The 25106-nt window shown below is 39.2% G+C and carries 24 protein-coding genes and 1 other annotated feature; of the genes, 18 read left to right on the forward strand and 6 right to left on the reverse strand.

The annotated features are described in order from the left end of the window. Positions 1-179 precede the first annotated feature (179 nt). From ABH902_RS00340 to ABH902_RS00360, 5 genes are all read left to right on the forward strand, one after another. A complete protein-coding gene (locus tag ABH902_RS00340) occupies positions 180-584 on the forward strand; it encodes a hypothetical protein (protein WP_404588538.1) in 405 nt (134 codons plus the stop codon). A gap of 181 nt (positions 585-765) precedes the next feature. After that, positions 766-1053: a TIGR04197 family type VII secretion effector gene (locus tag ABH902_RS00345; protein WP_404588539.1), complete on the forward strand. Its 288-nt coding sequence runs from the start codon at positions 766-768 to the stop codon at positions 1051-1053. Continuing rightward, entirely contained in the window at positions 1054-1434 is a 381-nt protein-coding gene (locus tag ABH902_RS00350) for a hypothetical protein (RefSeq protein ID WP_404588540.1), read from the forward strand. Next, entirely contained in the window at positions 1424-2905 is a 1482-nt protein-coding gene (locus ABH902_RS00355) for a T7SS effector LXG polymorphic toxin (protein ID WP_404588541.1), read from the forward strand. The genes ABH902_RS00350 and ABH902_RS00355 overlap by 11 nt, the downstream gene beginning before the upstream one ends. Next, on the forward strand, positions 2890-3297 hold the full coding sequence (locus tag ABH902_RS00360; RefSeq protein ID WP_404588542.1) for a contact-dependent growth inhibition system immunity protein: 408 nt from the start codon (positions 2890-2892) through the stop codon (positions 3295-3297). The genes ABH902_RS00355 and ABH902_RS00360 overlap by 16 nt, the downstream gene beginning before the upstream one ends. Positions 3298-4240: 943 nt before the next feature. Here the strand turns inward: ABH902_RS00360 and ABH902_RS00365 are convergent. Both ABH902_RS00365 and ABH902_RS00370 read right to left on the reverse strand, forming a co-directional pair. Then, a complete protein-coding gene (locus ABH902_RS00365; protein ID WP_404588543.1) occupies positions 4241-5155 on the reverse strand; it encodes a helix-turn-helix domain-containing protein in 915 nt (304 codons plus the stop codon). 423 nt (positions 5156-5578) lie between these two features. Beyond that, positions 5579-5893, reverse strand: a complete 315-nt coding sequence (locus ABH902_RS00370) for a hypothetical protein (protein WP_404588544.1) — start codon at positions 5891-5893, stop codon at positions 5579-5581. A gap of 208 nt (positions 5894-6101) precedes the next feature. Here ABH902_RS00370 and ABH902_RS00375 point away from each other — a divergent pair, with 208 nt between their 5' ends. The 10 genes from ABH902_RS00375 to ABH902_RS00420 all read left to right on the forward strand — a co-directional run bounded on the left by ABH902_RS00375 (position 6102) and on the right by ABH902_RS00420 (position 15378). After that, positions 6102-6419, forward strand: coding sequence for a hypothetical protein (locus ABH902_RS00375; protein WP_404588545.1), 318 nt, complete (start codon positions 6102-6104; stop codon positions 6417-6419). A 240-nt stretch (positions 6420-6659) separates the two neighbouring features. Further along, positions 6660-6707: a sequence feature (sodium ion sensor (DUF1646 type); this cis-regulatory element may regulate processes involved in with the transportation of sodium ions), on the forward strand. A gap of 72 nt (positions 6708-6779) precedes the next feature. Then, positions 6780-7115 carry a hypothetical protein gene (locus ABH902_RS00380; RefSeq protein WP_404588923.1) on the forward strand — a complete coding sequence of 112 codons (336 nt, stop codon included), beginning with the start codon at positions 6780-6782 and terminating at the stop codon, positions 7113-7115. Next, complete coding sequence (locus tag ABH902_RS00385) at positions 7102-9114, forward strand: V-type ATP synthase subunit I (RefSeq protein ID WP_404588546.1); 2013 nt, start codon at positions 7102-7104, stop codon at positions 9112-9114. The genes ABH902_RS00380 and ABH902_RS00385 overlap by 14 nt, the downstream gene beginning before the upstream one ends. Continuing rightward, entirely contained in the window at positions 9111-9584 is a 474-nt protein-coding gene (locus tag ABH902_RS00390; RefSeq protein WP_404588547.1) for a V-type ATP synthase subunit K, read from the forward strand. The genes ABH902_RS00385 and ABH902_RS00390 overlap by 4 nt, the downstream gene beginning before the upstream one ends. A 13-nt stretch (positions 9585-9597) precedes the next feature. Beyond that, on the forward strand, positions 9598-10182 hold the full coding sequence (locus ABH902_RS00395; RefSeq protein ID WP_404588548.1) for a V-type ATP synthase subunit E: 585 nt from the start codon (positions 9598-9600) through the stop codon (positions 10180-10182). 36 nt (positions 10183-10218) lie between these two features. Next, positions 10219-11217, forward strand: a complete 999-nt coding sequence (locus ABH902_RS00400; RefSeq protein WP_404588549.1) for a V-type ATPase subunit — start codon at positions 10219-10221, stop codon at positions 11215-11217. Beyond that, entirely contained in the window at positions 11210-11518 is a 309-nt protein-coding gene (locus ABH902_RS00405; RefSeq protein WP_404588550.1) for a V-type ATP synthase subunit F, read from the forward strand. The genes ABH902_RS00400 and ABH902_RS00405 overlap by 8 nt, the downstream gene beginning before the upstream one ends. Before the next feature lie 69 nt (positions 11519-11587). Further along, entirely contained in the window at positions 11588-13369 is a 1782-nt protein-coding gene (locus ABH902_RS00410) for a V-type ATP synthase subunit A (protein WP_404588551.1), read from the forward strand. Continuing rightward, a complete protein-coding gene (locus tag ABH902_RS00415; protein ID WP_404588552.1) occupies positions 13362-14738 on the forward strand; it encodes a V-type ATP synthase subunit B in 1377 nt (458 codons plus the stop codon). The genes ABH902_RS00410 and ABH902_RS00415 overlap by 8 nt, the downstream gene beginning before the upstream one ends. A 4-nt stretch (positions 14739-14742) precedes the next feature. Further along, positions 14743-15378: a V-type ATP synthase subunit D gene (locus ABH902_RS00420; protein ID WP_404588553.1), complete on the forward strand. Its 636-nt coding sequence runs from the start codon at positions 14743-14745 to the stop codon at positions 15376-15378. Between the two features lie 54 nt (positions 15379-15432). Here the strand turns inward: ABH902_RS00420 and ABH902_RS00425 are convergent, their stop codons facing one another. Next, positions 15433-16386, reverse strand: a complete 954-nt coding sequence (locus ABH902_RS00425; protein ID WP_404588554.1) for a serine hydrolase — start codon at positions 16384-16386, stop codon at positions 15433-15435. 213 nt (positions 16387-16599) lie between these two features. Here ABH902_RS00425 and ABH902_RS00430 point away from each other — a divergent pair, with 213 nt between their 5' ends. Both ABH902_RS00430 and ABH902_RS00435 read left to right on the forward strand, forming a co-directional pair. Further along, the gene (locus ABH902_RS00430; protein WP_404588555.1) at positions 16600-18129 is read left to right on the forward strand and encodes an ABC transporter permease; all 1530 of its coding nucleotides are present in this window, start codon (positions 16600-16602) and stop codon (positions 18127-18129) included. Positions 18130-18144: 15 nt separating this feature from the next. Further along, the gene (locus ABH902_RS00435) at positions 18145-18807 is read left to right on the forward strand and encodes an ABC transporter ATP-binding protein (protein ID WP_404588556.1); all 663 of its coding nucleotides are present in this window, start codon (positions 18145-18147) and stop codon (positions 18805-18807) included. Positions 18808-18849: 42 nt separating this feature from the next. On the opposite strand, the gene ABH902_RS00440 is transcribed toward ABH902_RS00435, so the two are convergent. From ABH902_RS00440 to ABH902_RS00450, 3 genes are read right to left on the reverse strand one after another with little or no spacing between them, the layout of a single operon-like run. Beyond that, positions 18850-20763, reverse strand: coding sequence for a fructose-1,6-bisphosphatase (locus ABH902_RS00440; RefSeq protein ID WP_404588557.1), 1914 nt, complete (start codon positions 20761-20763; stop codon positions 18850-18852). A gap of 12 nt (positions 20764-20775) precedes the next feature. Next, positions 20776-21591: a pyruvate, water dikinase regulatory protein gene (locus tag ABH902_RS00445; protein ID WP_404588558.1), complete on the reverse strand. Its 816-nt coding sequence runs from the start codon at positions 21589-21591 to the stop codon at positions 20776-20778. Positions 21592-21622: 31 nt separating this feature from the next. After that, positions 21623-22258: a helix-turn-helix transcriptional regulator gene (locus tag ABH902_RS00450; protein WP_404588559.1), complete on the reverse strand. Its 636-nt coding sequence runs from the start codon at positions 22256-22258 to the stop codon at positions 21623-21625. A 172-nt stretch (positions 22259-22430) separates the two neighbouring features. On the opposite strand from ABH902_RS00450, the gene ppdK reads away from it, so the two are divergent. Next, a complete protein-coding gene (ppdK, locus tag ABH902_RS00455) occupies positions 22431-25040 on the forward strand; it encodes a pyruvate, phosphate dikinase (protein WP_404588560.1) in 2610 nt (869 codons plus the stop codon). Positions 25041-25106 lie beyond the last annotated feature (66 nt).

A 25106-nucleotide genomic window follows, 5' to 3' on the forward strand; every position in this document is an offset into this window, starting at 1 on the left:
ATTTCTTGCTAATTGTATCACATATGAAAGGTAGGTGAATAAAAATTTATAGAGGTTATCTAAAAGGTAGTGAAAAACATGCTGCTGAATCATTTAAAAATAACCATAAAAAGTTACTGTCTTATGAAACAGTTCGGAAATTCGATTCTTTTGTTGGTATTTTAGATAATGAATTTGTCATGGTGGACATCGATACACCTGCTGAAGCAAAGCTACTTTTAAAAATTATTAAGTCTTTAAACTTGGGTTGTTCAGTTTTAAAAACATCAAAAGGTATTCATGTTTATTTCAAAGGATTTGATTTAACTAAAAATAGTATTGAATGGTATTCGGCAATCGGTGTAGAAGTAACGATTAAATTGGGAAATAAAAATACTGCTGATCCTTTAAAAATAGATGGTAAATCTCGTAAGTGGTTAATTAAAACAAATGATTATGATCCATTACCTAAATGGTTATATCCAATGGAAAAAAAGAAAAAATCTAATCCAAGGAGTCCTATTACTGAAATTGATGAAGGAAATAGGAATCAGGAACTATTCACCTATATTCTAAAACTTCAAATAGTTTCCAACCGACCTTAACCGGTCGGTATTTTTTTATGCAAAAAGCCCGCAAACGACGAGCTCTTGGTTGTGAAGGAGGGGAGGAGTTTTCCTCCTTCTTATATATATGCATTAATTACACAGAAATTTTTTAAAGAAATATTGTTCATTAAGCCATAAACTGATACTATTGTAATAAATAAATATCAAGAGGTAAGTTATGGCTATTTCAAGTAATGCCAGTATAGCAGGCAACGTGTCCACTTCTTTTAGCCGTGCAGCCAGTGCTTTGAACAATATTCAGGTTTCTCCAGCATCATCCAGAACCAATGTAGCGGGAAACGGTCCTGCTGAGCAATCGCTCCCTGCCTTTCAGAATGGGCTAAAAACATTATCTGTTGGCATCGTATCTGCTGGAGAGAATATTCATTCGGTGGCGAAAGACTTTGAACGCATCGATCAGAATTTTGCACAACTGACTAGAAATAACCTTTCGGGAGGGTTCTAAATGGCAAATGAACCTTTCACTTTTGAGCAGAAAACCCAACAATATCGCACAAAAATTGAAGAACTTCAAGAGAAACAAGTTGCATTGAAAAAGCAACGTCGCTACGTAGAAGAACAACAGGAAGCCTATTTTGAACTACAACAGCGGGAACAATCAGTGTATGGATTTGTCTTGACTAATTGTGAACCGGAAGAACGAACGTACATAGAGGATCGTGGTTCAGATAGTTTATTCCTTGCTAAAAAAGCTCAACGAGAATTTGATGAAGAACGATTGCAGCTGGAGAAAGAAGAACGGTTCTTGTTCGAACAGAAAGAGTACCAACATCAAGTGTACCGTTCGTTCATGCGGGAAAGTAAGGAGAGTGACCATGGGGCTTAAATTTTATGTGGGTGAAGCGCAAGCACGCGCTGCACAGGCGTCACAATTAAGCAGTCAAGCCAATCAAGCGATCGCAATGTTACAACAAAGTATTCATACCTTCTTATCTGCGCCATTATCTGGCAAGGCTTATGACAGTGCCAAAAGCTATTTCATGACTGTCTACACGCCGTTGTGCCAATCTGCTATAATGACAGGTGAAGCATTGGAAAGTGCACATAAGCGGTTCTTAAGTGAGTACCAGGGAATGGTCAGTGGGATTGATACAGATGAAGACCGAATTTTGGAAGAAATTAATCGCTTAGAGCAGTTGAAACAAGCATTAAATCACCAGATGAGTATGGCAAAAACACCTCGGCCGGATTTAGAACGTCGCTACATGAATGCGTGTGACGTTATCGCGAAAAGAAGAGAAAAGCTGGAGAAATTTCATGCGTATAACGCCCGTTCAGCAAGTATCTTTTCCGAATACGAAGCCTGTCAGCAAGAATTAAACCGAGGTTTGGCACAAGTGAAAGAGTGCAAAGCGTGGAGTTCAGCAACTGGCACCTTTGACATAGGAAAATTAGACATGACGTGGGCGAAAGCGATCACGACTCGCTGGGATTCAAGAGCAAAACAACTGGAAAAAGAGCGTGCCGACAAATTTAAAAAGACAATGGAAGGCCGGCAGTATGTTCGTGTCCAGCTAGCTTCAGGTGCTTATAAATGGATGTGGGTAAAAGATCCGTTAAAAGTATCCCAAACAGATTTCCAGTTCAATGAGACCTATAAAGATTACCTGACCATTTTGATGAATCCGAAAGAAAACGGCATACTGGATGATTATTTTACGACAATGGCGGAAGAATTACGAACAGGCATCAACAAAAAAACAGGCAAACCATTAACCAATTTAGAAAAAGCCCAGCGTTGGTCAACTGTCTTGAGCGCTATAGCTGTTATTACGATTGGTACCTACTATGGAACTAAAGGCTTAACTGTTCCAAATGAAGAAGCACCGATATTAAAAGGAAATAAAAGTGGGAAAAACTATACGCTAGATAAAAGAAAGAGTACAGGAGATTTTTCTTATAAGAAAGCCAGAGGTGCTGTTGATGATATTCCAAAAAATATTGAGGATAAGCTAACTCCAGCTCAGAAAAAAAGTGTGAAGAAAATAAATAATAATGTTAATGATCATTTAACTGATGGTGATTTTAGTGGAACAAGAAGAGATTTAGAAGGGAATCCAGTTCCTAAAAAAGGAGAACCTGGAAAATATTGGGATCATTTGGATGAAATGCTCAATACTCATAAATCTCTTAAGGGCTCAAAGAGAAGTATTGAAAACTCACTAAAAAATCCTAACCTACCCAAAGATGTTAGAAATTTTCTTCAGAATGAATTGCAAAAAGCCAATGATAGTCTTAAAAAGATAGATGACTTATTTAATGAATTTGGAGGTATAGATAAATGGTTGAAAAAATAAAAGATATTTATCATGTAAGTGATAATTTTCCTATTACGACTGAAAAATATGATATTTGGTTAAAAGAATTGTTAAATAAAACAGAAGATGAAATAAACGAAAATGATGTTTATACAATGTTTTCTCAACATGAATTAGAAGATCTGGCAATAAAAAAAGCTATAGAATTTATTTTGGACGATCCCTTGGCTGGTGAGATGTGGGATGGACAATTTTTAGAGCAATTAGCAAAAGAACCTATTGAGAAATTGGAAATATATAGAAAGGAATTAAAAGAGTTACCTTCTCATATAGATCAAAAGATAGATGATTCCTTGTGGGATTTTGATTTTGAGAGAGACGAGTTTATGGAAAAATATGAAGAATTTAAGAAAGCAATTTCTAAATTGTGAACTGTAAAATAATTAAACGAAACTTTATTGATTGTATATGACATAAAAACTCTTCTGAACATTTCAGAAGAGTAGACTTGTTTGTCTCAATTAATTACCCAAGATTTGATGTAGTTTTTGATGTAGTTCTGAATCCGTTGAGGGATGTCATAGAACTATAATTGTAAAAATTTCAATACTATTTACCATATGGAATATTTGTTTTTCCTAACTAGTACGTGATGACACCAGTTATTTTGTACTCCCGCCGTCTCCATGAGTTTTATGGAGAAAAACAGTAGAAACATTGATGTACAGAGATTTGTACAGTGTTTCTACTGTTTATTTTTTACACTCAATGCCAAAAGTAAGAAGGCTTGAATTAGCCAAGAAAACTCTTTTTCATGGTCATTTAAATATTTGACTCTATCTTAATTACTCAGTGCGTTATATAAATAAGAAAGCAGAGAAAAAGAACAAGATAAATCACAAGAGCGAGTATAACAACTGACCAATAGACATTATGGATTTGTTCACTAAATGTTTGTTTTTTATACTTTTTATCTCCAACTTCAACATTGAACAAAACTGAATAAGCAGCAAAGAACCAGTAATAATGGCTTAAGGTCTGACTAGAAGTAAAAAGTATATAAAAGAAAAAGATGCAGATTGTAAAGTAAGAAAATAAATGCTTCGCTAACATAAACGTGATTATTTTTTTCATTTTACTCATTCCTTTTTGCTAATTGTAGCACAGGAAATGAAAGAAATAAATATCTGTAAATGAAGAAACCGCGTTATAGCATTTTGAATCTAAAATAATTTTTTTAATCTTTAGGTTGATATTTATTACATAATGTAGTATTATAAATGTACCCTAACAGTATTTTCATTTTACTCAATCTGAGTAATACTCCTTTAGCCCATCTCATAGAGATGGGCTATCTGTTTGCAAACTTAAGTGTTAGTTCTCTTTTAGTAAGCCAATAGTATAGTTTTCCAGAGCTTGTTGCTCGTTTTTTTTATATGTAAGCAGCTTCACTTCTTTTTTGACGAGCTCTGCTTGAAGCGTGTCACCGGTATTTTCTAAAAGCTGGATAAAATTATAAACACGTTCGATATAGATCAATTCGCCATCCACTAAATAGTTTAAAAGATTGGTAAGATAATGAAGGTTCAATTTAAAATTATAATTTTCATTGCGTTTATCTTGTTTTTTTGCAAGTGAAATGTATTTAGCGGCACCTTCATAATCCTGTGCATATAAGCATAAAGAAATCAGATTTGTTAAAATCGTACAGGCAAACTTTTTTGTTGTAAAATCTCGCTGATTCTCATACTTGATTGGAAACATACGACTAAGTAGCTGATCTATCTGTTTTTGTGTGAAAAAGCGGATTAGGTTAGCAGTAATGATGTAATCATACTGTAAATAAAAAGACTTGTTCAACAAGCTATCGTAAGCGTCTGCTATCTCTTGTTCAGTAATCGGCTCTACTTCAGACCAATGAGCATAAAAGAAATTTTTTATAGCAAGATAGTTGGAGTTTTCCCGAAGCGTTCTTGTTTTTTTATTTTTTAAAGAATCATAATAAGTTAAAAGTTTGTTTTTGGTCGTTTTATTTTCTAGATGAGCGCCGCAATAGTAATAATATTCTCTAAAATACTGTTGTTCCTTATCAAAAGAAGTAAAGCCAAAAAATTCTTCCGGATTGATAGAAGTATGACTGAGAATTTCTTCCAATTCATTGACTTTTAGTGAGCGTGTACCGTTTTCAATTTTAGAATAGGTAGATGGATCAGCATATTCAGCCATCATGTCCTTCTGACGAAGCTTTAATTTTTGTCTAAAAAAACGTAAAGTATCCACGATATTCATGAGTTTGTCCTCCTTTATATGCGATTATAGCATGTGAAATAATCCGTAATGAGTATTCTTAATAAAAATATAAATAAACTTGATTACTTTTCTGCTAATTTCGCACTTTTGTTTTTATTGCTTTATTTCTTAATCAATGTTTGCTATTCTTTACTAAAGGGAAATTATTTATTTTGATCTTTGGTTTTTAAGTATAGGAGGTGATTGTATGTTTTCATTGCTATCATTTTTATCTAGTGTAATTGCTATTTGTACAGTTAGAGCAGGTGGTTAATGCCTAAGTTAGACACCGAGCTTTAAATGTTAGTGATTTTTTATGTGAATGAAAAGTGATAAAATTTATAAAAGTATGTAACAATAAAAGTGCAGATAATAGCTTCTGATTTATCTTTCCAGAAAAGACAAATCAGAAGCTATTATTGATTAGTTTTGTTCTCTGATATAGTCTTCGAGGTGGTATTCTGCTGCTAAGGCTTTTGAATAGGCTTTTTCTTGAGCCGTAGCCATGTAAGTAAAAAAGGCTATTTCATGATCACTAGCTATTTCAGTAGTTAGAATTTCTTTTTTATAAGTTAAGCCAATATCTGCTGAAAAATAATAAGTATCCTGCGGAGTAATGGATAAGCGTAAGGTATCTCCGTATAAGATATGATTCGCTTCTGAAAATGAATCATGCTTTACCTGAATAAGCCAAGTGTTTTGGAAAGTGGTGGTGATTTTTAAGATTGTTTCTTGCATTTTTTAACCTCCAATAATTAATAAATATAATTCTATTATACCTAAAAGATAGGTTTATATTACCTTTTTTAGTTTTTTTTTTGTGATTTTAGAAAAAAGAGTCGAATGTTTTTGATAGGATGGTTGAATCGTATGGACAAACCTGCTAATATTTAAGTATTTATAAAAGAAGCAATAGGGAAACAATCTAATGATGGAGGAAGTAAAAATGAAGACGCTGACGTTAGCAGAGTTCTTGGCATTAGTTGAAGCAAAAGATAAGCGTTTTGTGGCGATCATTACTCATGCATGCTATTACATAGAGCAAGGCCGAATTTATCGTTTTCAGCAGCATCAAAATAGTAAAATGATCGAAAAAGTAACGGACTATTCTGCGGCTGAACTTACATTGTCTGATTTATCGGAAGAAATGAAACAAAGTGTGCTTAATCAAATGCGTTATGATTGGTTTACTGATGTTTGCAAAGAACAGCTGAGTGAACGCTTAAAACAGATGCCATCAACAATTGAAGTATTATTTTTCTAATGCGTTATAGAACTAAAATTTTAAAAGCATATTATTTGAAAAGATAATTAGTTAATAGTATGATATATATATCCTAACAACAAACTTTTTTTCATTTACTCAAGTGAGTAAAACTCCTTTCCCATCTTTATTCCTGAAGATGGGTTCTTTGATTCTAAAAAGGAGGGTAGAAAAATGACATGAAAAATTATTGTCATTTTTAGTTGTTTTTGTTAGAATGTAGAGCATATGAATATAAATGGTTGGGCGTAAGCTTCAAGGATCGGATTCTTCAAGGGGTGAGAAGAATAGTTTTTTGAGTTTGCGCTCTTTTTGCGTGCATTTTTAACGCGAATGAAGACATATTTTAGTTTAATGGAGGTGGATAGATTGGTTTTAAAAGCATTGGATCAAATACATGCTGCAGAAGAACAGGCGGCGTTATTAAAGGAACAGGTCAAAGCAGAAATTGCTGCTTATGAGCAAGAGAAAAAGGAGCAGCTGCAGCTTTTACGAACGGCGAGTCAAGAAAAAGTGACTTCTTCTGTGGTTTCTGTCAAAGAGGAACAGGCTGAGCGCTTACAAAAAGAAAAGCAGAAATTAGTTAGTGAAGCGGAAAAACAGACACAGGATTTTATCGAAAAATACGAGCTAAATAAAGAGCGGGTAATCCATTCTATTATAGAAAGGGTGAAGAAAAACTATGGCAGTGAATAAGATGGAAAAAATGACGATTATTGCTGCAGCTGAGCAGGAGGAACGAATTCTACAAACCATCCAAGGGTTGCAGGCAATTGAGATCAAAGATTTTTTTCATTCTAATGTCGATAGCTCTTATATTAAAGAACGTTTTGCACAAACACTTCAGCCGCTTGATGAATCGAAACAACGGCATTATCAATCCATGTTAGCGGATATTCAAGAAGCTGTCATTTTTATAGAAAGATATTCTGACACGAATACGAAAAAGAAGTCAATTAAGCGCAAAATCAGTACGCTTACTTCCTTAGAAGCATCATTTAATGAAACACAAATCGAACATTATTTAACGGAGATTTGTGGGCTAAAAGAGGATTTGCAGGCGCTTGAAGCGACTAGAAAAACGTTGCAGGAGCAAGAAGCTTGGTTAGCACGCTGGCAATATTTGGATGTTGTGCCTAATGAACACGAGTTAAAAACCTGTAATATCTTGCTGGGTTCTATTAATGCAGCGAATCAAATAAGATTTCTAGAGGCATTACAATCAGTAACAACGGTTTATATTGAAGAGGTTTATCATAGTCAAAATCACGTCTACTACAGTTTAATCTATCCAAAAAATCAGCAGCAAATAGTTGCAGAATATCTGTCACAGGTTAGTTTTCACTCGTTCGAATATCCGTTTGATTGTTTACCTAAAGAGGCTTATCAGCGAAATCAAAAGGAATTAACTGCATTGGTCGCAAAGGAAAAGGCACTTAAAGCTGAATTAGCTAAATTTCGTCAGCATATCGACAGTTTTTATCTAGCTGAGGAAATGTGCTATGCCTACATTCATCGTGAAGCAGCGAAAAAACAATTATTAAACACGCGTTATTTTTTTGTGGTGCAAGGCTGGCTTCCAGTTGATGAAAAAGCAGATTTAATCAATGAATTAAAAAGGGTGCTTCCTCAAGATGAAGTTTATCTAGTTTTCGATCAACCAACGGAAGCGGAAATTGTGCAGGGTGTTCCGATTAAACTGAAGAATAATGCAGTAGTAGCGCCTTTTGAAATGCTCACGGAAATGTATAGCTTGCCAAAATATGACGAGATAGATCCGACGCCGATTATGACACCTTTTTATATGGTCTTTTTTGGCATGATGGTGGCTGACATTGGCTATGGACTATTGATGCTGATGGGGGCGTTGGCTGCAAGAAGATTGGTTTTAGCGAGGAATGTAAAGCGGTTTGCTGATTTCTTTTTGATCTTGGCCTTTCCGACGATAATTTGGGGCTTGATCTACGGCTCTTTCTTTGGCGCAGCCTTACCTAAAACATTGGCTGGAATAGCTCTGCCGTTTCCAATTCTTTCAACAACTGAAGATGTAAATACTATTTTGTTGCTTTCCGTGGCATTCGGTTTTATTCAATTAATGACTGGCTTAATGGTTAACGGAATTGAATTAACAAAGCGAAAACGTTATTTGGAGAGTATCAGTGAAAGCTTTGCTTGGCAAGGGCTGTTGGTCGGCTTGCTAATTGCTGTTTTAGGGACGACGCTCTTTAGCAATCAGGGATTCATGATTATCGGTATCAGTGTGGCAGTAGTTTCAGCAGTATTAATTGTCAGCGTTCCAGTCATTCGCTCAAGATCCAAGGTTAAGGGCTTAGCCAAAGGATTATATGGTCTATACGGCATCACCGGTTATATTGGTGATTTAGTCAGCTACACGCGCTTGATGGCGCTGGGGATTTCCGGCGGGAGTATTGCTGCGGCCTTTAATATGCTGGTGGCTTTTATGCCGCCGGTTGCGCGCTTTACTGTTGGTTTATTGTTGATTGTAGCACTGCATGCCCTGAATCTCTTTTTAAGCTTGCTTAGCGCGTATGTTCATGGTGCTCGTTTGCAGTATGTTGAGTTTTTCGGAAAATTTTATAGTGGCGGCGGACGGGCATTCAATCCGTTAAAAGCTGAAGAAAAATATGTAAATATTGAAAAAAAAGTAAAAGATAATGGAGGAATAAACGAATGATGGATTATTTAATTACTAACGGTGGCGGGATTATTTTAGCGGTGCTGGGAATGGCAACAGCGACGATTTTGGCTGGAATTGGTTCTGCTAAAGGCGTTGGTTTTACAGGAGAAGCTGCTGCGGCACTGACTACTGAACAGCCGGAAAAATTCGGGCAAGCATTGATTTTACAACTGCTTCCCGGAACTCAAGGGCTCTATGGCTTCGTTATTGCGTTTTTAATTTTTATTAATTTGAATAATGATTTAAGTATGGTGCAGGGCTTAAATTATTTTGTCGCCTCTTTACCAATTGCTTTTTCTGGTTTGTTTTCCGGTATTGCGCAAGGTCGGGTAGCGGCAGCCGGCATTCAAATTTTAGCGAAAAAACCAGAGCATGCAACGAAAGGAATTATTTATGCTGCAATGGTTGAAACCTATGCAATTTTAGGCTTTGTTATCTCATTTTTACTAGTTCTAAACGTGAAGTAAGAGGAGGTACATTATGGATGCAATTGAAAAAATTGTGGCACAAATTATAAATAAAGGACAAGAAGAAGCTGCTGCATTGAAAGAAAAGGAAATACAGCGGATTGATCAGGAAATGAAAGCTCAACAAACAGAGGTAATTGTTCAGGAAAAAGACTTGATTCAAAAAAATCGACAGCAGCTGAATAAAGAGTTTAAACAAAAGCAAAACCGTCAGCATCTGGCTATACGGCAAGCTACCTTGCAGAAAAAGCAGTTCTATTTAGAGCAGCTTTTTGCTGAAGCGGTGGAACAAATGAAGGCTTGGCCAAAAGCAGAATTTCAAGCATTTGTTAAACAGACGTTAAATCAACTCTCTTTATCAGGCGATGCTACCATAATTCTAGGCGAAGCTTCTAAAGAATTGCTGACGGCAGATTGGTTGTCCTTGCATACGCCTGAGCAGATGGAGATTCGGTTGTCCGAAGAAACAGCTGCAGGAGAGGGTGGTTTTATCCTTGTACAGGCAGGAATCGAGTATAACTTTTTGTTTTCAAGTTTAGTGGAAGAGGTAAAAATGGCGGAAAGCTTTCAGCTGGCGGAGCAATTATTCAGTGAATAGCTTAATTGAATCAGAGCAAATGAGAGGAGGTTCACGATGAAAGAAACGGCATATAATCAAATTAATCCCTTAATTCGCTTGAAAGAAACGGAGCTTTTAACGAATTCACAATATGAGCAACTGCTGCAGGCAAGAGATGCTGCTGAAGTGAAAGAGCTTTTAAAAAATACGGTGTATGGCACCTATCTGACTGGTGACTTTATCGAAAATTTTGAATATATTTATGCTGAAGAAAAGGGCAAGCTGTTTGAATGGCTGTATGAGCTGGCGCCTGAGCCCGAAGTGATTGAAATATATACGTCGCGCCTGACGTTTCATAATCTGAAAGTAATGACTAAGGCTGAATTAACAGGAACAAATCTGGATCATTTATTTATAAATGATGGACGTTATTCTTTGGAAGCGATCAAAAGCGCGGTGCATACCAGAGTTTCAACTGAGTTGCCGCAGAGTATAATGCAGGCCATTGTGGAAGTTCTGGACTATTTTCGAGAATCGTCGTTGCTGCAGGCGGTGGATATTATCTATGATCGGAATTTTTTAACCTTTCAGCGACAGCTGGCTGAAAAGCTGGGTTATCCTGAAATCATCGCCGAGGTTCAGGCCTTTATTGACCTAACAAATATTGCGACGATGGGGCGAGGGATAAAGCAAGGTCAGCAGCCCCATTTTTTATCGACAGTTTTATCAAGTTCAGGGACGATTCCCAAGGCAGCCTTTTTAGTTTATGCAGAAGAATCGTTTCAAGCGTTTACTGAATTTGTATTAAATACAACGTATGGTCATGCTTTAAAAGGGCTTGTTGTGCCGGAAACACAAGAGCTGGATTTAATTGCGTTTGAAAAGGTGAAGGATGACTATTTAACCGGTTTGTACGGAAAAGCAAAAATTGCAGCATTTGGACCATTGCCGTTATTGGCCTTTTTAAATGCGAAGGAAGTCGAGTGGAAAAATTTACGCTTGATTTTAATTAGCAAACGCAGTCGCTTTTCAGTAGAACTTGTGAAAGAAAGGATGCGGATGACGAATGCATAGAATTGGTGTCATTGGCGACAGAGACTCTGTCATGCCGTTCAAATTATTTGGCTTTGAAGTGGTTTACGCGATTGCCGGAGAACAAGTCAGAGAAACGATTGAAGCGATGGCGCAACGTGGTTTTGGCGTTATTTTCATTACAGAGGCAGCTTCTGAGCTTGCGACAGAAACGATTGAGCGCTACAAGGCGGAAATGATGCCGGCGATTATTTTAATCCCAAGTCATCAAGGAACAAAAGGAATCGGCTTAAAAGAGATTCAGGAGAATGTCGAAAGAGCCGTTGGTCAAAATATATTGTAGTGGTTGATAAAAAACAACTAAAAAAGTCACTAAGCATACTACATTTTTTAGAAAAGAGGAGGAATGAGTTTGCAAACTGGAAGAGTCATTAAAGTGTCCGGCCCATTAGTTATGGCAGAAAACATGTCTGATGCAAGTATTCAGGATATGTGCTACGTTGGCGAGCTGGGCGTGATTGGCGAAATTATTGAAATGCGGGGCGCTGTTGCATCGATCCAGGTCTATGAGGAAACCACAGGCATTGGTCCGGGAGAACCGGTAGTGACAACAGGTGAAGCACTATCGGTGGAGCTGGGGCCAGGGTTGATTGCAGAAATGTTTGACGGGATTCAGCGTCCGCTGGATACGTTTGCTCAGGTAACAGAAAGTAATTTCCTTGGCAGAGGAATCAAGGTTCCTGCATTGGACCGAGAGAAAAAGTGGTCATTTGAACCAACAGCAGAGGTGGGCGCTGCTGTTTCTGCGGGAGATATCATTGGTTTCGTTCAGGAAACTAAAATAATTAAACATAAGATCATGGTGCCAAATGGTGTTAGCGGTATTTTAAAAGAGGTTAAACAAGGTCAATTTACGATTGAAGAGCCACTTTATGTAGTTGAAACTGTGGCTGGCGAAAAGGAATTTACAATGATGCAAAAATGGCCGGTTCGCCGTGGTCGTCCGATTTTGGAAAAGCTTAATCCGGGTGTGCCGATGATTACGGGCCAACGCGTGATTGATACCTTCTTTCCGGTGACCAAAGGTGGAGCTGCTGCTGTACCTGGTCCTTTTGGTGCTGGAAAAACCGTGGTACAGCATCAAATTGCTAAATGGGCGGATGTAGATTTAGTGGTTTATGTCGGCTGCGGCGAGCGTGGAAATGAAATGACGGATGTGTTGAATGAGTTTCCTGAATTAATTGATCCAATTACTGGACAATCAATTATGGAAAGAACGGTATTAATTGCCAATACGTCTAATATGCCTGTAGCAGCGCGTGAAGCATCCATTTATACAGGCATCACTATTGCAGAGTATTTTCGGGATATGGGCTATTCGGTAGCTATTATGGCCGATTCAACGTCTCGCTGGGCGGAAGCACTTCGTGAAATGAGCGGTCGTTTAGAGGAAATGCCGGGGGATGAAGGCTATCCTGCTTATTTAGGTAGTCGTCTGGCGGAGTATTATGAGCGTGCCGGTCAAGTCATCGCTCTAGGAAAGGATCGTCGACAAGGCAGTATTACAGCGATTAGTGCGGTTTCTCCTTCAGGTGGGGATATTTCCGAACCAGTGACGCAAAATACCTTGCGGGTGGTAAAGGTCTTCTGGGGATTAGATGCAACGCTGGCACAAAAACGTCATTTTCCATCAATTAACTGGCTCCAAAGCTATTCGCTCTATGATACAGAGGTTGGCAAGTATCTGGACCAACAGCTGCAGGCGGATTGGTCAGCTATGGTGACAGAAGGAATGCGTATCTTACAGGAGGAGTCTCAGCTAGAAGAAATTGTGCGGCTGGTGGGCATCGATTCTTTATCTGATCAAGATCGCTTAACAATGGAAGCTGCGAAATCCTTGCGGGAGGATTATTTACAGCAAAATGCTTTTGATGAAGTGGATACCTTTACTTCGCGGGAAAAGCAATACAAGATGCTGCAATTGATTTTAAGCTTTTACAACGCTGGCCAAAAGGCGCTGGAGTTAGGTGCATATTTTTCTGAAATTATGACGGGAACGGTTGCATTAAGAGACCGGATTGCCAGAAGTAAATACGTGCCTGAAGAGCAATTAGCCAGTTTGGATGAATTAGCAGAAGAAATCGAGTTAACAATCAAACAAATTGTCGCACAAGGAGGGATGAGTAGTGATTAAGGAATATCGTACGATCAGTGAAGTGGTCGGACCTTTGATGATTGTTGAAAAGGTAGAGGGCGTCAAGTATGAAGAATTAATTGAGGTACGGCTACAAAATGGAGAAATCCGGCGTGGGCAGGTTTTAGAGATAGATGGAGATAAAGCACTGGTACAGATTTTTGAAGGAACTAGTGGCATAAATATTAGAGATTCTAAAGTCCGTTTTTTAGGTCATCCTTTAGAGCTTGGCGTTTCAGAGGATATGGTTGGACGTATTTTTGACGGCTTAGGTCGTCCTAAGGATAATGGAACAGACATTTTAGCTGAAAAAATGGTGGATATTAACGGCGAGGTGATTAATCCAGTTGCCAGAGATTATCCGGATGAATTTATCCAAACTGGAATTTCGGCGATTGATCATTTAAATACATTAGTAAGAGGTCAAAAACTGCCCGTCTTTTCTGGTTCTGGACTGCCTCATAAGGAATTAGCAGCACAAATTGCCCGTCAGGCAAATGTCTTGAATAGTGAGGAAGAATTTGCGGTGGTTTTCGCTGCGATTGGGATTACCTTTGAAGAGGCAGAGTTTTTTATGGAGGATTTTCGACAAACTGGAGCGATTGACCGTTCAGTCTTGTTTATGAATCTAGCCAATGATCCAGCAATTGAACGAATTGCTACACCACGCATGGCGTTGACTGCAGCGGAATATTTAGCTTATGAAAAAGGCATGCATGTTTTAGTCATTATGACAGACATGACGAACTATTGTGAAGCTTTGCGGGAGATTTCGGCAGCTCGTCGTGAAGTTCCTGGTAGAAGAGGCTATCCGGGATACTTATATACCAATCTAGCCACGCTTTATGAACGAGCTGGACGGATTAGAGGTTCGAAGGGCTCTGTCACCCAAATTCCGATTTTAACCATGCCAGAGGATGACAAAACGCATCCGATCCCTGATTTAACCGGCTATATTACGGAAGGGCAGATTATTTTATCCAGAGAATTATACAAAAGCGGGATTCAACCGCCGATTGATGTATTGCCGTCTTTGTCACGCTTAAAAGATAAAGGAACAGGAGAAGGCAAGACGCGCGGGGATCATGCACCAACTATGAATCAGCTGTTTGCAGCTTATGCACAAGGCAAGCAAGCCAAGGAACTAGCGGTGGTTTTAGGAGAATCCGCACTGTCTGACGTTGATAAAATATATGCGAAATTTGCCCAACGCTTTGAAAAAGAATATGTCAATCAAGGCTTCTATACGAATCGTTCCATTGACGAAACGCTAGATTTGGGCTGGGAGCTGTTATCTATGCTGCCAAGAACCGAATTAAAACGGATTAAAGATGACATGCTGGATCAGTACTTGACTGAAGGAGCGTGAGAAAATGGTTCGTTTAAATGTGAATCCAACGCGTATGGAGCTTACTCGCTTAAAGAAGCAGTTAAGTACAGCGACTCGCGGTCACAAGCTACTAAAAGACAAACAAGATGAGCTGATGCGCCGGTTTATTTTACTGGTTAAAAAGAATAATGAGCTTAGAGTTGCGGTTGAAAAAGAGCTAACGGATGCGTTAGCCGGCTTTGTTCTAGCAAATGCTACCTTGAATGAAGCTTTTATAGAAGAATTGGTGGCTATTCCAGCCGAAACCATGACGGTGGATGTCATTGAAAAGAACATCATGAGCGTGCCTGTTCCAATCATGAATTTTCATTATGATGAAGCGGCAGCGACTACGCCTTTAAATTATGGCTATGTCAATTCAAATGCGGAACTTGATGGGGTATTTGAAACAATCTCAACGATCCTACCTAAAATGCTGGAACTGGCGGAAGTGGAGAAAACCTGTCAGCTGCTGGCAGAAGAGATCGAAAAAACACGACGGCGAGTCAATGCGTTGGAGTACATGACAATTCCTCAATTACAGGAAACAATTTACTATATTCAAATGAAGCTAGAAGAAAATGAACGAAGCGAAATTACGCGTTTAATCAAAATCAAAAATATGGGGAAGCAAACCTAGAAAAAGGACTAAGATAAAAGTCGGAGAGCTGACTTTTGACTTAGTCCTTTTGGGTTACTTCGGATATTCATTGCTTTGAAGGTTCCATAATTGATCGGTAATTGTAGAAATATAACTGATTCCAGCATTTGTTTTGCCGTTTGTAAAAACGGTTAAGATGAAAGGATGTTCCGTTTCTAAAATACCGATATCGTGTAGGAAACCTTCGTAGGAGCCGATTTTATGAGCGACTTTTCCAGAGGTTGTAGGAGTATCCATTCGTTCATGAAAAACAGTATGTTTCATATAATCATAAATGGCCTGATATTCAGGATTAGTTGCTTTTTCCTGATAAAGTATTTTTAAGATTTTCGCCGCATCCTCAGAAGTAAATTTCGCATCGGTCCAATCGGTCTCTTTTTGTAAAAAGTGGGCATAAATGGCTTGCTTAGCCTTTATGTCACTGCCAAAGGTATCGTAAAGCATGTTCTTGGCGATGTTGTCAGAGTAAATGATGCTGTATTCTTGTAAGGTTCTTACTGAATACTTTGGTTGGATATCATTAATAATGATGCCGGTGCCGGTTTCATAGTCATTCTTTTCATTATAGGTCAGCTGATCTTCCCATTTCAACTCGCCGGCAGCGACTTTATCAGCAATCATCATGGTTAACGGTACTTTAATCGTGCTGGCACTGTAAAATTCCTGAGTTCCATTGACGGACAGCTGTTTGCCGGTGGTTAAATCAACATAGGTCATACCAACCTCGCCTTGAAAAGAGTCAGCTGCTTTTGTCATCGTTTGTTTGATTTTATCGTAATATGCTGTTAATTCAGGCTTTTCTTCCGGCTTCGCTTCGCTTGATTCTGTAGTTGAAACAGTCGTTGTTTCGTCAGTCAAGTTGGACGAGGACGGCGCTTCTGTTTCGTGAGCGTAATCGACTGTCTGTGTCGAAAAAAAGAAGGTCACGATCAAAAAGAAGCAGGTAGAAAAAATAAATCCATAAAGCAGCATGCGCTTTTTTTCCAATGATTTATACGTTCCTTTCTAAAAACAAGAATAAGAGCTCGCGTTGATGAACGAGAGTCATTTTAATCAATAGCCAATAAAACGACCAACCCCATTTAATCACTTTTTCGCTACTTTTGCAAGATTTGCCGGTTAAAATTCGACTTTAAGGTTTGTTTAAGTTAAGAAGCATAAAGTAAGGTCTGTTCACAAGAAATCGCTAGGAGGAATTATATGAATTTTATTAAACGGGCCTTACTCAGTATGAAAGCCAAAAAAGGGCGAACCTTTTTATTGTGTGCTGTTTTTACAGCAATCTTAATTTTTGTTTTAGCAGGCTTGACGATCCAAAGTGCTGCCTTAACTGCAACGGAGAATGCGAAGAAAAGTGTGGGTGCGACTGTGACACTTTCAGCCAATCGGGAAAAAGCGATGCAGAAAAGTCAGGATAGTGACGAACGACCGGATCCGGGTAGCTTTAGTTTAACACCTGTTTCGATTGAGGATGCTGAAAAGATTGCTGCCTTAGACAACGTAAAATCCTACTCTTTTTTATCTTCGTCTTCTGCCAGCGCTGGTGATGGGATTACGCCAATTTCCAGTGATACAGATGATACGTCTTCTTCTGAGTCAACCAGTGAAAAGGATTCAGGGATGTCACAGGGAAAAAGTCCGGATCAGGGCGGTGGCGGCGGGCCAATGGGCTCAATGACACAAAGTGATTTTCAAGTCAGCGGAGTACTGGATTTAAGTATGCTTTCTGATTTTTCAGAAGGAACAGCTAAAATAACCAGCGGTGAAGCGATTAGTGAAGCTGATAAAGACACAAACAATGTGGTGATTGAACAATCCTTAGCAGAAGCCAACGAATTAAAAGTCGGCGATACCTTTAAAATTACAGATTCAGAAGATGAAACCAAAACCTATGAGCTAGTGATCAAGGGGATTTATGAGACCTCTGAAAACGGCGACAGTATGGGAATGCGCTTTAATTTCTTAAATCCAGCCAATACATTGTATACTTCCTATACATTTGCCAACACCTTAAAAGGCGATGATGCCAAAGGAACGATCGATTCTGCTTCTTATACGTTGGCAGATCCCAAGGAAATGGACAGCTTTGTGAAATCTGCTGAAAAATTAATCGATACGGACAGCTTCAGCTTACAAACCAATGATCAAGCATACCAACAAATGCTACAGCCATTGAATAATGTAGCTAGCTTTGCTAAAAATATTGTGATTTTAGTTGCTGCAGCCGGTGTGATTATTTTAACCTTGATTGTCATGATGACGATTAGAGAACGTCGCTTCGAAATTGGGGTGTTACTTTCTATGGGAGAATCACGTTTCAAAGTAGTGCTGCAGTTCTTTAGTGAAATGATTGTCTGCATGCTGTTCGCTTTAGTGATTGCCGGCTTTAGCGGCAACATTGTCGGAAATGTAGTAGGGGAACAATTAATCAATCAGCAAACCAGTGCTAATAGCAATAATGCTTCTGATCAAAAAGCACCAGACGGTATGAATGCCGAAAATGGTCAAAAAGGCAGAGGCCCAGGCGGAGGTGGTATGCAAGGCGGCATGGGCTCACTAGGTGCAAGCTCTCAAGAAAATGCTCAAGCTATTAAGGAATTAAACATTTCTGTAAAACCTGCTGAAATAGCCACACTAGCTGGTTTAGGTTTATTAATCAGCTTCTTTTCAATCCTGTTGTCATCCGTTGGTATATTAAGACTACAGCCGAAAAAAATCTTAACCACATAGAAAAGAGGAGATTCGATGCTACAAACACAAGAAGTAGGCTACTGGTATCAAAATGAAGAGGAATTTCTCTATAAAAACGTAAATTTGGAATTTCAGCGCGGCAAGATGTACGCGATTTTAGGCGCGAGCGGTTCAGGAAAAACAACGTTTCTTTCTCTAATTGCCGGCTTGGATGTGCCAAAAACAGGAACCATTTTATATAACGGTGAATCTTTGGCAAAGATCGGTTTGAGAAACTATCGTAAAAATGACGTTTCTATTATTTTTCAAGCGTACAATTTATTACCCTATATGTCCGCCTTAGACAATGTCTTAACGGCAATGGCGATTTCCGGTTCAAAACAGGAAAATAAAAAAGCCTATGCACTTGAAAATCTAGCCAAGGTAGGCATTGATGAGCAGCTGGCATTAAAAAACGTTAATCAGCTTTCGGGTGGTCAGCAACAGCGTGTGGCTATCGTTCGCGCCTTATGTTGCGATCATGAATTGATTGTAGCAGATGAGCCCACAGGAAATCTGGACGAAAAAACCTCAAAAGAAATTGTTCAGCTTTTCCAGCAAGTAGCACATGAACAGCAAAAATGTATCATTATCGTGACACACGAACAGGAAGTCGCTACAGCCTGTGATGCAGTCTATGAATTAAAGCATCAGCAATTTGATTTGCTGGAAGGTTAAAAGAAAAGGAATCTGCTTGACGATGAAGCGGATTCCTTTTCTTTATATATTTGATTGATCTTGCGAATGTCTGGAGTCATGACCAGTTTTTTGCAAATGGTGCTTGATGGCTGCTGCTTCTTGCAGTAAGCTTTGGCCGATAGTAGTATCCTTTACTTTTAAGCGGTGTGTTTTACGATCAACGATTTGTCGGGTGGAAACCAGATCTGCGTTTTCTAAAAGGGCTGTTTTTTTGTTAGTGAACGGCTTATGAGCCGCCAGCTGCATGCCGAAAGAATTATACAATAACGTATAGCCGCCGATTCCTGTTACCTGTTGATAGGATCGTGAGAAACCACCGTCAATCACCAGCATTTTCCCTTCAGCCTTGATCGGTGATTCACCTTTGATCGATTTGACCGGCGTATGACCGTTGATGATATGAGCTTCCGGATTGGTTAAGCCAAAGGCCGTTAAAAGCTGTTCGCAAATTTCTTTGTGATTGCGCAACTCATAGTAAGCATTTTTTTCTTCAACATGGGTTTCTTTTTCATTAATGAAATAGCGCTCAAAGGTTTTCATCGCTTTTTTACCGAACAAGGAAGAGCTTTCACCGCACCACAGATACCAAACCAAATCCGTGGCAAAATCCTCTGTCAGCCAAGGTGCATGAAAAGCTTTTTTTAAATTTAGTTCAAAAAAGTCAAGCAGCTCTTTGCCGGAATAAGTTTGCCCGTTTAGCTGAAGCTCTTGAAAGCTGCCATCCTGATTCAGCGGAATACACCCGTGAATCAACAAATTATGGTTATAGGGTAAATACAAAGCACCTTTTTCAATCAGAAACGCCATGTGTTGATTTAATTTGACTGAATGCTGAAATTGCTGCAATAGATCATTTATGACGATCTCTTCTTCCGGCGTTAGACGATAAGGCTGTTGCCAATCGATCGTTTGAAAGCAAGTATTTACCAGTGGATAAGCAGTTCCATCAATTATAAGCTGCTGGCCCTGAATTTTTTCCAGAAGCAAGCGGTGCTGCATTTTAAATTCGGGGCGTCTTTTAATTAGCTGACCTTCAATCTTTTCTTGGATGATCGCCAGCGCCTGCTGAATTTTCATAGCATCAGTCTTTTCTGTAGTCGACAATTGCCGGTAAGGATTTTGCTTAGGTAGAAAATGCAGATTTTCGGTATACGTTTTCCGACTAAATTTTCTAAGCTGCGTAAAGTCGATATCATATGCTTCTTCTAGTAAATCAAGATTGCCGTAACGAGCGCTAATGCGCAGAACATTGGCCAGGCAGGCTTTAGAGCCACTGACGGCTCCAAGCCAGATAATGTCGTGATTGCCCCATTGAATATCGACAGAGTGATACGACATCAAGGTATCCATAATTTTATCGGGATGAGGTCCACGGTCATAGATATCCCCAATGACATGGAGATGATCGATCACAAAGCGCTGTATAAGATAGGCTAAATCTGTAATGAAACGCTGCGCCTGCTCTAATTCTATAATTTTTTTGATGATTTGTTGATAATAAGCTTTTTTATCCGTCATCTCATCATATTGATAAATCATTTCCTCTAAAATATACGCATAGGTTTTCGGTAAAGCTTTACGTACTTTGGAACGAGTATATTTGCTCGACGCGAAACGCACGATAGCCAGTAAACGTTCAATCGTATCGAAACACCATTTTTCTGATAAGCGCTCAGACTGACTGAATGCAGCCAGTTTTTCTTCCGGATAATAAATGAGAAAGCATAGTTCGTTCATTTGATTTTCCGAAAGCTCCTGATTAAACAAGGCATGAACCTTGGTACGGATGCTTCCGGAGCCGTTGCGCAAAATATGGTTAAAGGCATCAAATTCACCATGCAGATCACTGATAAAATGTTCGGTTCCTTTAGGCAAATTTAAGATCGCCTCTAGATTTATAAGCTCACCAATCAGTTCGTTTTTTTCATTATCCATGTGTGGTCCTCCTTAGCGTTCGTTGCGAGAGAGGTCTTCAATAATCGTAGCTGTTTCTTCAATTGATTTTTTATCAACATTGATGACTAGTGCGCCGTATTTTTCAAAAATGCTATCGGCATAAGCTAGCTCTTCTTCAATTCTATTGGCATTTGTATAAGCGGAGTCTTCTTTTAGGCCTAAAGAATGAAGTCGGGATTTGCGAATGGCCATCAGGCTATCAATCGTAGTGGTTAAGCCGATAATCTTTTTCGAATCAATTTGATCCAATTCACAAGGAAGAGGGACTTCCGGAATTAACGGCAAATTAGCTACTTTGTAGTTTTTATTGGCCATATACATACTTAAAGGCGTTTTTGAGGTTCTGGACACGCCCAATAGGACATAGTCAGCTTCTAAAAAGCCTTTGGCATCCTTGCCGTCATCGTAACGCACAGCAAATTCGATCGCTGAAACGCGGCTAAAGTATTGTTCATTTAGCTTATGAATCGCGCCTGGCTCTTCCAAAGGCTGAATGCCGAAAGTAGCTTCCACAATCTCACTAAGCGGACTCATATAGTCAATGTAGCGCAATCCAGTGCGGGCAGCGAAGTCTTTGACTAACGCTACAAGTTTTTTATTGACCAAAGTAGTGACCACAATTGCTTTATCGTGTAATGCATCTTTTAAAATCGGCTGCAGCAGCTCTTCATCTGTGATGAAGGGAAAACGCTGAATATCACTCATGTCAATAGTAGGATATTGTGCGGAAACCGCTGAAATAATCTTTTGGGCCGTTTCACCTACAGAATCAGAAATAAGATAGATTTTGATTTTATTATTTGTCATTAGAATACGCTCCTTAGGCTAATAAATTCTTTTAATAGTTTTCTTGTTCAATATCGTTGCCGGCATTAATAAAGTAAGCCATCATTCTGGTTTTGGTTACTTTACCAATGACTTTTTTAGGCTGATCTGCTTCTACTACGGGTAAAGTATCAATGCTGTGCTGAAGCAAAAGTCCGCCGGCTTCCAAAATCGTTCGTTCTTTTGTAATCGTAATGATGTTGGGCATTCGGCTCATAATCATTGCCACAGGTGTCCGTTCTGTGTTTGGATTACTGATTGCCGCTCGTAGTAAATCCTTGCGGGACAACACGCCGATTAATTCATCCTGATCATCCTTCACGTATAAAGAACCAACATCATACATAAATAAATTGGTTACCGCATCGTACACCGTGGTGCTTTGGTGAATTAAAATCGGCGGTAGCATAATATCCTGTACCGTTTTTTTATATAACTTTTCATAAAGCAAGGGTTCAATGGATTGGCCTGTATAAAAGTAGCCAACTTTGGGCCGGGCATCAAGTAAACCAGTCATTGTCAAAATAGCTAAATCGCTTCGCAGTGTGGCACGGCTTAAACCCAATGTTTTAGCAATGCTGTCACCACTGATCGGTTCGTTTTCTTTAACGATTTTGATAATCTCCAGCTGTCTTGAAGTGAGTTTCATGTTATCGACCTACTTTCTAAATGTGACACACTATTGATTATATATTTCTTATAAAAATAAAGCAACAATAAAAATAAGCCCTACTATTTGTTGTTGACTTATAATGTGATACACTATATAATCGTAATTAAGTTAATGTGTTACACTATTTGAAACGAAGGAGAGTTTGCCAGTGGAATATGTTGTTGATTTTTCAGAAGGAAGTAAGGAACAAGCGGATCTTTTAGGAGGTAAAGGGGCGAATTTAGCGGAAATGACAAAGCTGAATTTACCAGTCCCAACAGGATTTACCATCACAACCGCTGCTTGCTTAAATTATTTAAATGAGAATGAACAGATGGCACCAAGCGTGGTTGGACAAATTCATCAGCACGTCAAAGCAATGGAAGAACGGACAAAAAAACAATTTGGGTCTACAGAGAATCCCTTACTCGTATCTGTTCGAAGCGGCTCTAAATTTTCCATGCCGGGCATGATGGATACCATTTTAAATTTAGGACTGAACGATCAAACCGTTGTCGGTTTAATGAAAAAAACGAATGACAGCCGTTTTGCGTATGATTGTTATAGACGATTGCTACAAATGTTCGGCGATGTGGTTTGCGGGATTGATAAAAACCGTTTCGAAGAGCAATTGGCTTTTTATAAAGAAAAGAAGGGCTATGCGGGCGATACAGATATGCAGGCTCAGGACTGGCAAGAAATGGTAGCGGTTTACAAAGATATCTTTTTAGAGGTTACTCATCAGGAATTTCCACAAGATCCGTATGATCAGCTTATTTTAGCCGTAGAAGCGGTGTTTCGCTCTTGGAATAATCGCAGAGCCATTACGTATCGCCGCCTGCATGATATCTCAGATTCCTTAGGAACCGCCGTTAATATTCAAGAAATGGTTTTCGGGAATTTTGGAGCTGAAAGCGGCACTGGCGTAGCATTTACCAGAAATCCAGCGACTGGCGAAGCCGGCATTTTCGGTGAATTTCTACTAAATGCGCAAGGTGAAGATGTAGTAGCAGGAATCAGAACACCGCAGCCGATCAGTGAGCTGGCAACCTTAATGCCGGAGGTCTATCAAGAGTTCTTGAGATTAAGTAAACAGCTGGAAACACATTATAAGGATATGCAGGACATCGAATTCACTATTGAAAACCGCAAGCTTTATCTGTTGCAAACGAGAAACGGCAAACGAACAGCTAAAGCCGCTTTTAAGGTGTGTATCCAGCTGGTGGAAGAAGGCATTATTTCCAAAAAAGAAGCCTTGCAGCGCATTAATCCAACCATGATTACGCAGCTGCTTCATCCAGTTTTTGAACCGGAGGAATTGAAAAAGGCGCAAGTCTTTGCCAAAGGGCTGCCGGCCAGTCCCGGAGCAGCCAGCGGGAAATTGTATTTCACTGCCGAAAAAGCCAAACAAGCTAGCGATTTAGGTGAAAAGGTAATTTTAATTCGTCAAGAAACTTCACCGGAAGATATTGAAGGAATGGTAGTCAGTGAAGCGATTGTTACCTCACGCGGCGGAATGACTTCTCATGCGGCCGTGGTCGCTAGAGGTATGGGCGTTTGCTGTGTGGCCGGGTGTGAAGAAATCTATGTGGATGAATTTTTAGAGCAGGCCAAAGTCGGTGAGGTCATCCTTAAACAAGGGGATACTGTTTCTGTAGATGGTACAACAGGAACCATCTATCTGGACAGTATTCCTTATATAGAAGGCGATGAATGGCAGCTTTTGGATACGATTATTGCATGGGCGAAAGAAAGTGCAGCAATTAGTGTCAAAGCGAATGCGGAAACACCAAAGGATATTAAAACAGCTCTTAAGTTAGGAGCTGAAGGAATTGGTTTAGCTCGGACAGAGCATATGTTTTTCGGCGAAGAACGTATTTTCGAAATGCGTAAAATGATTTTGGCGGAAAATGAAGAAGCTTTATTGGCACCACTAAATCGTCTAAAAGAATTTCAAAAGGAAGATTTTCGGATGATGTTTACTTTACTGAAAGGAAAAGCTTGCACGGTTCGTTTACTAGATCCGCCATTACATGAATTTTTACCACAAACGGCTGAAGAAATTGAGCACTTGGCGCAAGCGACAAATCGTACGACAGCTCAAATTAATCTGCGGATTGCCGAGTTACATGAACAAAATCCGATGCTTGGTCATCGTGGCTGCCGTCTGGCGATAACGACACCGCAAATTTATGAAATGCAAGTCAGTGCTATTATTGAAAGTGCGATTGAGGTTTCGCAAACCGAAGCAGGAGCTGGCGTGGTTCCGGAAATTATGATTCCGCTCATTGGCAGCCACGAGGAAATGGCGTGGCTAAGACAACGTCTAGAACAGGTAATTCATCATATTTTTGAAGAGCAAGGATTAACCGTTCCTTATAAAATTGGTACGATGCTGGAGATTCCAAGAGCCTGCTTAACCGCTGAAAAAATTGCTCAATCTGCTGATTTCTTTAGCTTTGGCACCAATGACCTGACCCAACTGACGTACGGCTTTTCCAGAGATGATTCAGGCAAATTCATCAGTGCCTATGAAGACAAAAATTTGTTATCTTCCGATCCGTTCCAACATATTGATGAAGAAGGCGTGGGTACATTAATGAAGATAGCCGTTGATAAAGTCCGTGAATTTGATCAAACGATCAAAATCGGTGTTTGCGGAGAAGTCGGTGGCGATCCGCAGTCGATTCGCTTCTTGAAAAAAATCGGAGTGGACTACATCTCTTGTTCACCATACCGAATTCCAGCAGCAATTTTAACCATTGCTCAAGAAAACTAGCTCATCTTTTGTTCCAAATTCTCAATCAGAGTAACCCCTGATAGTAGAATTTGGAACTTTTTGCGT

Origin of the sequence: Enterococcus sp. UD-01 (assembly GCF_044909655.1) — a bacterium.
Taxonomy (GTDB): domain Bacteria; phylum Bacillota; class Bacilli; order Lactobacillales; family Enterococcaceae; genus Enterococcus_L.

What these genes read in the sequence shown, in the direction of transcription:
- ABH902_RS00340 (WP_404588538.1), top strand. Translation starts at nt 180, where the DNA reads ATGGTGGACATCGATACACCTGCTGAAGCAAAGCTACTTTTAAAAATT.
- ABH902_RS00345 (WP_404588539.1), top strand. Translation starts at nt 766, where the DNA reads ATGGCTATTTCAAGTAATGCCAGTATAGCAGGCAACGTGTCCACTTCT.
- ABH902_RS00350 (WP_404588540.1), top strand. Translation starts at nt 1,054, where the DNA reads ATGGCAAATGAACCTTTCACTTTTGAGCAGAAAACCCAACAATATCGC.
- ABH902_RS00355 (WP_404588541.1), top strand. Translation starts at nt 1,424, where the DNA reads ATGGGGCTTAAATTTTATGTGGGTGAAGCGCAAGCACGCGCTGCACAG.
- ABH902_RS00360 (WP_404588542.1), top strand. Translation starts at nt 2,890, where the DNA reads ATGGTTGAAAAAATAAAAGATATTTATCATGTAAGTGATAATTTTCCT.
- ABH902_RS00365 (WP_404588543.1), bottom strand. Translation starts at nt 5,155, where the DNA reads ATGAATATCGTGGATACTTTACGTTTTTTTAGACAAAAATTAAAGCTT.
- ABH902_RS00370 (WP_404588544.1), bottom strand. Translation starts at nt 5,893, where the DNA reads ATGCAAGAAACAATCTTAAAAATCACCACCACTTTCCAAAACACTTGG.
- ABH902_RS00375 (WP_404588545.1), top strand. Translation starts at nt 6,102, where the DNA reads ATGAAGACGCTGACGTTAGCAGAGTTCTTGGCATTAGTTGAAGCAAAA.
- ABH902_RS00385 (WP_404588546.1), top strand. Translation starts at nt 7,102, where the DNA reads ATGGCAGTGAATAAGATGGAAAAAATGACGATTATTGCTGCAGCTGAG.
- ABH902_RS00390 (WP_404588547.1), top strand. Translation starts at nt 9,111, where the DNA reads ATGATGGATTATTTAATTACTAACGGTGGCGGGATTATTTTAGCGGTG.
- ABH902_RS00395 (WP_404588548.1), top strand. Translation starts at nt 9,598, where the DNA reads ATGGATGCAATTGAAAAAATTGTGGCACAAATTATAAATAAAGGACAA.
- ABH902_RS00400 (WP_404588549.1), top strand. Translation starts at nt 10,219, where the DNA reads ATGAAAGAAACGGCATATAATCAAATTAATCCCTTAATTCGCTTGAAA.
- ABH902_RS00405 (WP_404588550.1), top strand. Translation starts at nt 11,210, where the DNA reads ATGCATAGAATTGGTGTCATTGGCGACAGAGACTCTGTCATGCCGTTC.
- ABH902_RS00420 (WP_404588553.1), top strand. Translation starts at nt 14,743, where the DNA reads ATGGTTCGTTTAAATGTGAATCCAACGCGTATGGAGCTTACTCGCTTA.
- ABH902_RS00430 (WP_404588555.1), top strand. Translation starts at nt 16,600, where the DNA reads ATGAATTTTATTAAACGGGCCTTACTCAGTATGAAAGCCAAAAAAGGG.
- ABH902_RS00435 (WP_404588556.1), top strand. Translation starts at nt 18,145, where the DNA reads ATGCTACAAACACAAGAAGTAGGCTACTGGTATCAAAATGAAGAGGAA.
- ABH902_RS00440 (WP_404588557.1), bottom strand. Translation starts at nt 20,763, where the DNA reads ATGGATAATGAAAAAAACGAACTGATTGGTGAGCTTATAAATCTAGAG.
- ABH902_RS00445 (WP_404588558.1), bottom strand. Translation starts at nt 21,591, where the DNA reads ATGACAAATAATAAAATCAAAATCTATCTTATTTCTGATTCTGTAGGT.
- ABH902_RS00450 (WP_404588559.1), bottom strand. Translation starts at nt 22,258, where the DNA reads ATGAAACTCACTTCAAGACAGCTGGAGATTATCAAAATCGTTAAAGAA.